The 11511-nt window shown below is 55.8% G+C and carries 9 protein-coding genes; 6 read left to right on the top strand and 3 right to left on the bottom strand.

Going from position 1 to position 11511, the window contains the following annotated elements:
- The first annotated feature begins 2 nt into the window (after positions 1 to 2).
- Positions 3 to 1163: an ROK family transcriptional regulator gene (locus FE784_RS02565; protein ID WP_139600544.1), complete on the top strand. Its 1161-nt coding sequence runs from the start codon at positions 3 to 5 to the stop codon at positions 1161 to 1163.
- 584 nt (positions 1164 to 1747) lie between these two features.
- On the opposite strand, the gene FE784_RS02570 is transcribed toward FE784_RS02565, so the two are convergent.
- Positions 1748 to 2839: a bifunctional 3-deoxy-7-phosphoheptulonate synthase/chorismate mutase gene (locus FE784_RS02570; protein WP_139600545.1), complete on the bottom strand. Its 1092-nt coding sequence runs from the start codon at positions 2837 to 2839 to the stop codon at positions 1748 to 1750.
- 530 nt (positions 2840 to 3369) lie between these two features.
- On the opposite strand from FE784_RS02570, the gene FE784_RS02575 reads away from it, so the two are divergent.
- Both FE784_RS02575 and FE784_RS02580 read left to right on the top strand, forming a co-directional pair.
- Entirely contained in the window at positions 3370 to 3954 is a 585-nt protein-coding gene (locus FE784_RS02575) for an RNA polymerase sigma factor (protein WP_139600546.1), read from the top strand.
- Positions 3941 to 5131, top strand: coding sequence for a hypothetical protein (locus FE784_RS02580; protein WP_139600547.1), 1191 nt, complete (start codon positions 3941 to 3943; stop codon positions 5129 to 5131). Before FE784_RS02575 ends, FE784_RS02580 begins: the two co-directional genes overlap by 14 nt.
- A 213-nt stretch (positions 5132 to 5344) precedes the next feature.
- Here FE784_RS02580 and FE784_RS02585 read toward each other — a convergent pair whose 3' ends face one another.
- Entirely contained in the window at positions 5345 to 7279 is a 1935-nt protein-coding gene (locus FE784_RS02585) for an endonuclease MutS2 (protein WP_139600548.1), read from the bottom strand.
- Positions 7280 to 7806: 527 nt separating this feature from the next.
- Here FE784_RS02585 and FE784_RS02590 point away from each other — a divergent pair.
- Entirely contained in the window at positions 7807 to 8220 is a 414-nt protein-coding gene (locus FE784_RS02590) for a MerR family transcriptional regulator (protein WP_139600549.1), read from the top strand.
- Complete coding sequence (locus FE784_RS02595) at positions 8195 to 8518, top strand: thioredoxin family protein (protein WP_139600550.1); 324 nt, start codon at positions 8195 to 8197, stop codon at positions 8516 to 8518. Before FE784_RS02590 ends, FE784_RS02595 begins: the two co-directional genes overlap by 26 nt.
- Before the next feature lie 91 nt (positions 8519 to 8609).
- Here the strand turns inward: FE784_RS02595 and FE784_RS02600 are convergent, their stop codons facing one another.
- Positions 8610 to 8960: a YmaF family protein gene (locus tag FE784_RS02600; protein WP_139600551.1), complete on the bottom strand. Its 351-nt coding sequence runs from the start codon at positions 8958 to 8960 to the stop codon at positions 8610 to 8612.
- 241 nt (positions 8961 to 9201) lie between these two features.
- On the opposite strand from FE784_RS02600, the gene FE784_RS02605 reads away from it, so the two are divergent.
- Positions 9202 to 11433 carry a GDYXXLXY domain-containing protein gene (locus tag FE784_RS02605; protein WP_139600552.1) on the top strand — a complete coding sequence of 744 codons (2232 nt, stop codon included), beginning with the start codon at positions 9202 to 9204 and terminating at the stop codon, positions 11431 to 11433.
- The last annotated feature ends 78 nt before the right edge of the window (positions 11434 to 11511 follow it).

Below are 11511 nucleotides of genomic sequence, written 5' to 3' on the forward strand. Positions count from 1 at the left end.
ATTTGCAGACGACCGGAGACCAGCATCTTGTCAAAAAAATAAACAAAACGATCGTGCTGGACACGATCATCAAGCATAGTCCGCTATCGCGCGCGCAATTGTCCGACATGACCGGGCTCCATAAAGGAACCGTCTCTACGCTCGTGAACGAGCTGATCGACGAGAAGCTCGTATACGAGATCGGCCTCGGCCGTTCGAGCGGCGGACGAAAGCCGGTCATGCTCGTATTCCACAAAACGGCCGGGTACGCCGTCGGCGTCGATCTCGGCGTCCGTTATATCCTCGCGGTGCTGACCGATCTGGAAGGGCGGATCGTCGGGGAGCTGCAGCTCGATCTGGAGGGCGGCGAGCCGGAAGGCGTACTCAAGCTTGTGGAGGAGGCCGTACATTCCCTGAAGGCGGGCGCGCCGCCGAGTCCATACGGCATCGTCGGTGCGGGTATTGGCGTAGCGGGCATCGTGGATGACAATGGAATAGTCCTGCTGGCGCCGAATCTGGGATGGGAGAACGTCGAGCTGCAGCGTCTGCTACAGGAGAAGCTGGGCTTTCCCGTTGCGATCGACAACGAAGCGAATGCCGGGGCTTTGGGCGAATTGCAGTACGGAGCGGCACGTGAAGCATCCGATATCGTCTATTTGAGCGTCGGCACCGGCATCGGGGCGGGTATCGTTATCGGCAGACAGCTCATGAAGGGCTCCGGCGGATTCTCCGGAGAAATCGGCCATACGACGATCGAGACGAACGGCAAAAAATGCCGCTGCGGCAACAAAGGCTGCTGGGAGCAGTATGCATCGGAGAGCTCCGTTATGGAGAAGGCCAGGACGCTCGGCATCGGGAAATTCGACGAGCTGATTGCGCTTGCGCGGCGCGAGTCTCCCGAAGCCGTTCGTCTGTTCCACGAGGTCGGCGAAAGTCTGGGCATCGGGATCGCCAACATCGTCAATACGTTCAACCCCGAGCTGATCCTGATCGGCAATCAAATGACCCGCGCGGAGCAGTGGATCCGCAATCCGATCGAGAGAGCCGTCGCCCACCGCTCACTGCCGTACAGCCGGCAGCAGGCGCAAATCCGATTTGCCTCGCTGGACACCCACTCGGCCGTCCTTGGTGCCGCTCATCACGCCATCTCCGCCTTTTTCTCCAAGGACCGCGTCACCTTGTGAGAAGGGAATGCCTTTTCGCTGCGGCTCACGAATCCCGCGTTCGGGCATGGCGAGAGGAACGGATAGTTCCTTTACAAGACCCGTGAAAAACTCAGACGAGCTGTAAAACATACAGCTATTTCGATAAATACTTGCCTCGCTGCCGTAGTGAACTGGAAAATATACAGTTGTTTTCGTTTGATTACGCCCATTTTACGGCCTGGTGGCGATTTAAATGTATATTTTCCAATTATTTCGGCAAATATTGCTAATTTCCTAAATATAACTGCATAATTTACATTTATGCGTGGGGGACCAGCTTCCGTTGATGTCATTCGGTCGCTTTGCTTGGAGTGAGTCAACCGCCTTCTTAACCCGCCGAAGCTGTGAAAATGGGGTAAAGAGGAATGATGAGTTCCTTTAGCGCCCGCCGGGAGGCCGTTTCAGCCTTCTTTTCCGCGAATAGAGGAAATTTCCGTCCCTCTCGAGTCCACTTATGTGCCCGTTGCGTTGCCTGCGTTAAAGGAACTATTTGTTCCCTTCCAAATGAATAGAGGAAATGCTTGTTCTGTAATCCGCCGGATCGTCCGGCCTCGAAGGCCGCGTCACGATACCGGTACGCTTTGCCGGTACAGCCCCGAAGCTTTCACCTCCCGGACGAATTGCTCGAACTCGCCGATATCGAGCTGCTGATCCGCATCGGACAGCGCCGCAGGCGGATTCGGGTGAACCTCCACCATAATCCCGTCGGCTCCGGCCGCGAGCGCCGCTTTGGCGCAGGGCGCCATAATTTCTTTGCGCCCCGTCGAATGGCTCACGTCGACCAGCACCGGCAAATGGCTTTGCTGCTTCAATATCGGCACCGCCGATATGTCCAGCGTGTTGCGCGTCCACTTCTCGTACGTGCGTATTCCGCGCTCGATCAGCATAACCTCGCTGTTGCCGCGCGATACGATATATTCGGCCGCGTGCAAAAATTCGTCCAGCGTCGCCGCCAAACCGCGCTTCAGCAGCACCGGCTTGCGCATGTCGCCCGCCGCCTTCAGCAGCTCGAAATTATGCATGTTGCGGGCACCGATCTGGATAATATCCACGTAATCGGCCGCGCGCTCGAGATGACGGGGATCGACGATTTCGCTGATCGTCAACAGGCCGAATTCATCCGCCGCTTCCTTGAGCATGACGAGCCCCTCGAAGCCGAGTCCTTGAAAATCGTACGGCGACGTGCGCGGCTTGAACGCGCCGCCGCGGATAACCGGGACGCCTGCCCGCTTCAACGAAGCCGCGACCTCCATGACCTGCTCCGCGCTTTCGACAGAGCACGGTCCGGCAACAAGCACCGAATCGGATCCTCCTATCGCCGTACCTTTGATGCGGATTATGGTATCCTCCGTCTTGCTTTTCCGGCTTACCAGCAGTTGAGGCTTGCCCGCCGGCTGCTGCAGCTGGAGCGTCGCCTTGAATATTTCCTTGAACAGATGCCGGATGACGGCGTCCTCGAAAGGTCCTTCGTTGCGTGCGGCGAGCCGGTCCAACATCTCGTTCTCCCGGACCGGGTCGTGAAACGGCAGCCCTTCGCTTTTCTTGATTTCGCCTATTTCGATGCCGATGCTTGCCCGTTCGGACAGCAGCTTCAGCAATTCCCCGTTTATGCCGTCCAATCGCTCTCTCAGTTCATGTATCCGGTTGTTGTCCATAAGTAATCGCTCCTTGGCGGAAATGTTTTGTAAAAACACAAAAAGCCCCTCATCCTCAAGGGACGGGGAACCGCGGTACCACCCTTATTAGAAAAACGTCAGCTGCCGGCTAGCCGCTCGTCGTTCTCGCTCGAAGCACATTAACGGCGTGCGCCCGGGGCTTCTCTACTCGGCTGGCGGACCGATGCTGCGTCCGTCCCTTTCAAGGCCCGACTCGGGAGCGAACTTCAGCGAAACGTACCGTCGGGCGCTCTCAGTCTATCGGCGCTCCGTCCCTGTTGCGGCCGGCTTTCGCTTACTTTTCTCCGTCATCGTCTTGCGTGTATGAATGAGATTATAGAATATTCGCGCGAGTTGCGCAATAGGCTGCTGGGAAGCTTTAACGCGGCAAACCGACGGTCGCGATCTCCCAAAAATCGAGCCGAACCAACAATTTCCGATGCGCCCCGGACGCTCCCCTGTTATAATAATAAAAGTGTTTAAAAATGGAAGAGGTCGGATTTGAACCGGCGAAGGGGAGGCACCGTCTAATGAAAGAGGTGAAACAAGTGGAAACCGGCGCCAGCGAAAAATTCGACTATTTGAGATACATATCCGAGACGACCGATCAGAAAGCGATATTGCGCGAACTGATGACCGCCTACGGAGACGACGTTTGGAACTACGCGTTCAGCATATGCCGCAAAACCGATTTGGCCGACGACATTACGCAGGACGTATTTTTGAAAGTGTACCGCAGACTTACGTCTTTTCGCGGAGAGTCCTCCGTCAAGACGTGGCTGCTGACGATAACCCGCAATACGGCACTCGATTACAAACGGTCGGCGTTCTGGCGCAGAGTGACTTTGATGGATATGATCTCGCCGCACGGCTCGCACCGTTCGGCGGAGAACGAAGCGCTGGAAAACTTGACGGTAAGCAGCATTTGGACGCAAGTGCTGCAGCTTCCGCCAAAATATAGAGAAGTCCTCATCTTGTTTGCTCATCATCAGCTGTCGATGAAGGAGATTGCGGACGTGCTGGGTATCAGCGTCGGTACGGTCAAATCGAGACTGCACCATGCGCGGCTCAACATCTTGAAGGCGAAGGAGCGCGGGAACGATGAAACGGATTGACGCCGATTTCGAAACCGAACTGGAACGCGAACTGTTATCCGCCCCATTGCGGCGCAAAGGGTTTACGAACGAACTGCGAAAGCGCATCGAAGAACGCGTAGACGAGAAAACGAAGTGCTCCCGGTCCCGTTTTCCACTTGCCGGCTCTCTATTGTCCGTATTTGTCGTTGCCGCGGCTTTCGCCGCCTTCTTCCTGTTCGAAGACAACGCCGAGAAGACGGCGATGCCGGAGGAGAATGCGGTCACGATGAAGCAGGTTCTGGAGCCTTTGGCCTACGGCGATTACGCCGAGCAGCAATCGTTCACCTCCGGGCTGCTGATCGGTCTGCGAACCGACGATAAGGAAACGTCTTACCGGACGCTGTATATCGCTCCGAGGAAGGAGCGTCCCGCCATCGTTGCCCAAGGGAGCGGCATTCTCGTCCCCTACAAGCGGGATTTCTGGAAAATCGAACCGCTTCATTATGAGACTGTAACGGACCGTTACGAGTTTTTCGTATCGCACCCTGCAGCCGAACGGACCGCCGAGGGGAGAAAGGTCGGACCGGGCTTGTTCAAGGATAATCCGGACGAGAAAGTGATTCATACGGAGAAAATATTGTTCGCCGCCAATGAATACGTCTCGATCGGTCAAATGAACGAAGTAATCGCCGGAAACGATTCCAGCTCGATCAGCCGGGCTTGGACGACGACGATTCCGGGCTTGGCGTCGAAGCGCAATCCGGTGACGCTGAACGAAGTGCTTCAGACAAAGCTTGCGCCGGTCGAGTATACGACCGACCAATGGTTCGTCGCCCGCAGTCAAGGCCGCTGGGTCGCCATGGCGGCCGAATCGGCTTCGATGAAAACCGCCAAAGGCGACATTGTTTACGATTTCCGGCAGGTCGGCGTCCAGCTGCCCAAATCGGTCATCAACCATGACGAGCCTTGCTGCACCTGGACCGATCTCGGCACCCGTTTTCCGGATGCGAAAGACACGTTTTCCTCGCCGTCCAAAGATATGACGGTCGTCGCGACCGACGGCTTGCTGCTCGTCTTCGGAAGTCCGAGTCAGCTGTCCGGCGAGCCGGCCTTGTCGATCAAGCTCAAGACGAAGGAAACCGTCGTCATGGCGCAGTGGGCAACCGACCATTATGTCGAGGAATGGGCCCAGAAAACGGCCGAGCTGCTTCGTTGAGACCGCGTCAGCGCGGATTCACCCTCAAGCTTTGGCGCTATTCCTGATCGTTCAAATTGCCGACAGCCGCACGATTTATACGGTATACATGCCTCCGCCATTACGCCCTCCGTTACATTAAAGGCCGGGAACCCGCATCGACGATGCAGAATTCCCGGCCTTTTGACGTATGCACACGGAACTGGAAGAAGCGTCTTTACGAGGAAAAATGCATCACTCGTCCGATTTCTTCGTGATCATGACGCCTTCCACGTGCTTGCGGCTCATCAGCTTTTTCTTTTTCCGGTTTTCCTTCGTTTCGAATACGATATCGAAATCGTAATCGTCCGGGTACAGCTCCTTTTTGGCGATATGCAGGACCAGTCTTTTCTTGTTGATTTTGCATTTTTGCTTCTGGATCATGACCCCTACATTGCCGCGACCGTCCTCTTCCTCGTACACGATGCCGGTCTTGCCCAAATACGAGATGAGTACGCTGTCGCCTACCTCGAATCGCTTCGGCACCGGATTCGCGCCCTCCTCCTTCTCCCCGGCAGCAGGCTGCGTAGGCTCAGGGGCTTCCGGTCCCTCTTCTTCCTCCGGCGGCAGAGTCTTTGCCGCGATAGCCTCGCTTCGCTCGATTCCCCTATTGGCCGTCCATTCCTGCGACCTGCTGATAATGTCCGGAGGAATGCCCAATTTACTGGCGATATGGAAAGCGTAGCTTTGTCCGGCTTCCCCGATGCGCAGCCGGTAGAGCGGATGCAGCGTCTCCGCATCGAACTCCATGCGGGCGTTCTGAAATCCGCGGGTGTCGGCGGCGAAATGTTTGATTTCGTTAAAATGGGTCGTCGCCACGACGGTAGCCCCCCGTTCGTGCAGCGCCTCCAATATGGCGATGGACAGCCCGACTCCTTCGCCCGGATCGGTGCCGGACGCCATTTCGTCCAAGAGGACGAGCGTGGACCGGTCGGCGATCTTCAAAATGTCGACCATGTTGCGGATATGGGCGGAGAACGTGCTGAGCGATTGCTCGATGCTTTGACCGTCGCCGATATCGGCGGTCACATTCGTGAAGACGGCGAGCTCGCTGCCTTCGCCGACCGGCACGGGCATGCCCGATTGCGCCATTAACGTCAGCAGTCCTACCGTCTTCAGGGCGATCGTCTTGCCTCCCGTATTCGGCCCGGTAATAATAAGCGTCGAATACGATTTGCCGATCGTAAAATCGAGCGGGACGGTAGACGGACCCAACAGCGGATGCCTCCCGCCGCGCAACCGGATAAAACCCCTGTCGTTCAGCTCCACGTTCCGGCCTCCGACGGTCAGCGCATATTTCGCCTTCGCGAACAGGAAATCATAAGCCCCGATCGTCTCGACGTTAACCCGCAGCTCCCGGTCCGATTCCTCCACGATCCCCGTCAAGTAGGCGAGCACCTTCGTCTCTTCCCTCGCCTCCTCTGCCCGCAGCTCGGCTAGCTCGTGCTGCAAGTGCGCGATTTCCTGCGGCTCGATATACACCGTCTGGCCGCTGGACGATTCATCCAGCACGCTCCCGCTTACGAGCTTCCGATGCTCTTTTTTGATCGGCAGCACGTAACGGCCGGATCGCAGGCTGTATAAATTTTCCTGCATGATCGGGCGATGCCTGCTCATAAGCGCGTCCATCCTATTTTTGATCTTCTCGGCGACGGCTGCAATTTTTCTCCGCGCCTTGGTCAATTCGCGGCTTGCTCCGTCGTCCACCTGCCCGTTCCTTATGCACCTGTCGATTTCCCGCTTCAACGAAGCCAGCTCATGCAGCGAATCGGCATATACGGCTACCCGCGGCGCGATCGCCAGCTTCGAGGCCATATAGGAAGCCAGCTGGCCGCAGCCTTGCAGGAACAGGCGGATGTTGGCAAAATCCCGCTCGTCGAACACATAGCCGGTCCCCGACAGCTGGAGAACGGTCTCGATCCCGCCAAGCGACGGGATCGGCACGCTCGCCCCGTTGTTCAATACCGCCAGCGCCTCGGCCGTTTCATCCAGCGCATGCCGCGCCGTCCTCAGCCCGGTCAGCGGTTTCATGTCGATGGCGTGTCTCTTGCCCAAGTACGACACGGCGTACTCTTCCACCGCTTGCTTGATTTTTCCATACTCCAGCAGTTGCATGTTGCGTTCGTTCATCGTTCGATCTCTCCTTTTGTCAACCTGAGTAAAAAACAAAAAAAGGAAGGCAAAGAATGAGCATAACGTCATTCTTTGCCTTCCTTATCGCTTATGCGGGCATACCGAAACAAACAAAAAAACGTGCTGAACAACAGCACGGATTCGGCGCTTGGATAAGCTTATCCTGGCATTGGATGATATCCGCTGTTCTTAACTAATTTCCGGAGGTGCGCTGCCGGGAACGACAAAGCCAGCACCCCGATTAACGCGGAATGCTCCCGAAGGCAACTGCAGCCTCGCTATGGAATTGGGTTTAGTTAAGAACGTACACCGACATCAAAATCTCTCCCAGTACAAAGTTACCCTGATTATATATCCGCTGGATCTCTCCGTCAAGGCCGCAGGCCGCCGTAAGCAGATAAAGGACTACACACACGGGCCGGCTTCCGCTACAATTAAGTAAAAAAGTTTCTTGACCTTGACACCAATGTCAAGGTTTATAGTGGATGTGCGGCACGGAAAACGAACAATCGGAGGCGTCGCGGATGAAAATCGGAGAGCTGTCCCGCCAAACCGGCGCAAGCTTGCGCTCGCTGCGATATTACGAACAACAGAAGCTGCTTGCGCCCATGCGGACCGACAACGGGTATCGGGAGTACAGCCCGTTTGCGGTCGAGCAGGTGGAGACGATCCGGTTTTACTTGAACCTGGGCTTCACGACAGAGCAGATCGCCGGTTTTTTGCAATGCGTGCTGCAAAACAAAGAAGCGTTCTGCCGGGACGTACTGCCGGTCTACGAAACGAAGATCGCCGAGCTCGACGACCAGATCCGGCTGCTGGCCCGGATCAAATCGAATTTGGAGGACCGGGTCCGGGCGATTATGGAGGAGCGGGGACAGTCGTCGCCGGTACGAATGAAAGGAGACAAAAGGAATGACAGCGATCGCGATGACGGATGACAATTGGACGCAAATCGTCAAGGAACAGGAGACGGTGCTGATCGATTTCACCAGCCCTTACTGCGGTCCTTGCAGAGCCGCGGAGCCGGCTCTTGAACAACTGGAGCGCGATTTGGGGGACCGCGTGACCGTAGCGAAGATGAACGTGGACGATCACCCCGGCCTCGCTGGCAAGCTTGGCATTATGGGCGTGCCGACCTTCGTTTTGTTTCGCGGCGGAGAGCCCGTGAACAAGGCGGTCGGCTTCCGCTCGAAGGATGCGTTGATAGGCACCGTAAGAAGCTGGCTGGAAGGGTAAGCCGCTGAGTATGAATGTATAGCAACGCAAACGGGCAGTCCGCCTGGAAATGGCGACTGCCCGTTTGTATTGCTATGATTCCGTTCCCGGTCTACACCAAAGGCTTTTGAATCAATGTTGCGAAATTGAATTGATGAACATGACCGTCGTTTAATGTGGTCATCCCTTGAACGAAATGCACATGTTTGCCGTTGCCTACCGGAATGGCAGGACCGGTCCTTATTTTTCTGACTCTGTGATGATGGTTCAGAAAATCCGTATTCACGAGTTTGATTTCGTGGACATGGCTGTTCCCTACGGGTATCACCTGTCCGGTAACGCCCGCGAAACGATGGTTATGCCGATCGTTTCCTTGCTCGGCCAGCTTGGTGCTGGCCGTAAATTCATGAACATGCGTTTGTCTTGCACTTCTTTTCGCTTTTATCGGTTTGCCTGCACCCATACGGACACTCCCTAACCTATGAACTTCAATCACGATATTGTATGAAGGCCGAGAAAATCCGACTGAGCACCCCCCTATCGGCAGAGCCCAAATTTGATTCCACATGAATTTCCGCCAATATTCCATCCCCCGTCCGGGTACTACAAAAAGTTAGTACTTTGGTTCAAACCGCGGAACGCGTACAATAAAGAGTATAAGAACCTGAACTCCGACACTTTTCAGGTTTCGCGGGGAGGAGCCCATGAAAACGAAACGGTTAGGCTTCAATGCGGGGTATACGATCGCCAGCGGGACGATTCTTGCTTCCCTCGTCTATTTTTTCGCATCCAACTGGGGCGTTCTGGAGCGGTGGCAAAAAGTATGGCCGATGCTCCTGCTATCAGCCGCATTGTTCGGTTTGTACGCCTATTTGAAAACGAGGACGAACCGGCGGTTTTTGAGCCGTCTCTCCTTGCTGTGCTGCAACATCGCGTTCGGGATCGGACTGGCGGTCATCGGTCAAACCTATAACTCCCACGCCGACAACTATGCGTTATTCGCGATCTGGCTCGTGGCGGCAACGGCCTTCGCGCTGCTGATCCGCTGGCAGCCGTTCTATGCGCTCGCTTACGCACTGGCCCATTTGACGTATTGGTTTTATTTTTTCCCGAGCGTCGGCTTCTCGGACTATGAAGAAGGGGGCATTACCGGAATTCTGGCCGCACTGGCGCTATTGAACGGAATCGTATATGCATTGACGCTTGCGAGAAAGCTCGTTTCGCCGCTGCTGCAATTCCTTTCCTATTCGATCATGCAGGTGATCGGAATCGTTTTGTCGGTTTCGTTTTTTTTCGAGCAGACGTACTGGCTGTTCAATATCGTCGTGGTCGCTCTTCTGGCAGGCACTACTTTTTTGTATATCCGCGCCGCCAATCAGACTTACTTGCTCTGGAACGGGCTGCTGGTCTCGGCCTTTCTCGTCCTGAAATATATCGAGCTGATGGTGCGCTTCGAAATCGGCGAATCGTTTTTCGTCACCGGCCTCGTATTCGTCGCCTTGTTCATATGGGGCGGGGCCAGTTGGATTCAATACGTCAAATCTCTCTCGCCGCCGGAGCAGGACGAACCGGCGGACGGGCAGCCCGAAGCGGATGAACGGAACGAAATCGCGAATAAGCGCACACGCCCAGCCCCCGCTCGTAAAATGGTCATCAGGGCGCTTACAGTATCCGTTATCGCGATCGGGACGATCATCGGTACGATTACGCTGATCGGCTTTATCCTTGTCGTGCTCGATTTTGAAAATCCGGAGTACGTGCTGAACGGATTCGGTCTGCTCGCCTCGATCTCCATGGTCGTCGCCCGGAAGTTGAACCCGGTTATCCGCTATACGCTGCTGGCCACCGGCCTGAGCATCGGAGTAGGCGCTGCGCTCTTCCAAGACTATATGCCTCTGCTGCTTGTGTATTTGGCCGTTGCGGCGCTCGCCTTCTTCCTCGGCTCGGTTCTGGCCGAACGTATGATTTGGTTCGCGGCCGCTGTCGTCATCGCGGAGCTGTGGCTGGGAGCCGTTCTGGATAACCATACGACAGCGCTTGCCATCTTGACGGCCGCTATGCCGCTTGTTTATGCGGCGCACCTTCTATCGCCGGACTTGCAGCTGCGGCGGGCATTGCGGCATTGCGGCTATTATTCCTTTCTGACCGTATTCCTGCTGCTGACGTTTGCCGCCGGACATTACGCCTACGACGGATTGTATTTCGCCACGCTGCTCGCCTGCATCATATGGGCGTACCGCCAGCGCGAAATATGGGCTTTCCAGGTCGGCTTCGGCTTCTGGTCGCTGTTCCTTCTCTGGAAATATTACGATACCGCCTGGAAGCTGCTGCACAAGTCATGGAGTCTCGCTCTCATCGGACTGCTGATCCTTGCGCTGACTTATTGGCTGGAACGCAGATCGTCTGGGGCAGCCGGAACGTCGTCCGCTCGCCCGCGTTCCCGCTCACGCTTTCAACTGATTTGGATCACGGCAATCGTCTTGGCCCAATTGCTGGTCATGTCCGTCCAAATCGGGCGCAGCGAAGCGATTCTCGCAGGCGGCACAACCGTCTATCTGGAGCTGCTTCCGCGCGATCCGCGCTCCATCCTGCAAGGCGACTACGTTGAGCTGAGCTATACGATTTCCGAGCCGCCCGCATCGCGGATGCCGGAAGAATTGAAGGACGGAACGAAAATTTCCGCCGTACTAGCCCGTTCACCTTCCGGCGTCTACGTGTTCGATCGGTTATTTTCCGAAGGTGACGAGGCCCGTCCGGGCGAAACGATCATCAACGGAAAATGGAAATGGAACCGGATCGAATACGGAATCGAAAGCTTCTTCGTCGAGGAAGGTACGGGACTGGAGACGGAGCGCACGGCCAAATATGCGGAAGTCAAAATAGCGAAGAACGGCAACGCTGTGCTAGTAAGACTGCTTTCCGCTTTGAACGATTAAATAGCTTGATCGTATGCGATAAGGCCGGGCCGGGGAATTCATCCCCGGCCCTTTCCTTTTGCGCCATTTATTTTTGCC

The sequence above is a fragment of the Paenibacillus hemerocallicola genome (genome assembly GCF_006265175.1).
Classification (GTDB): domain Bacteria; phylum Bacillota; class Bacilli; order Paenibacillales; family NBRC-103111; genus Paenibacillus_AB; species Paenibacillus_AB hemerocallicola.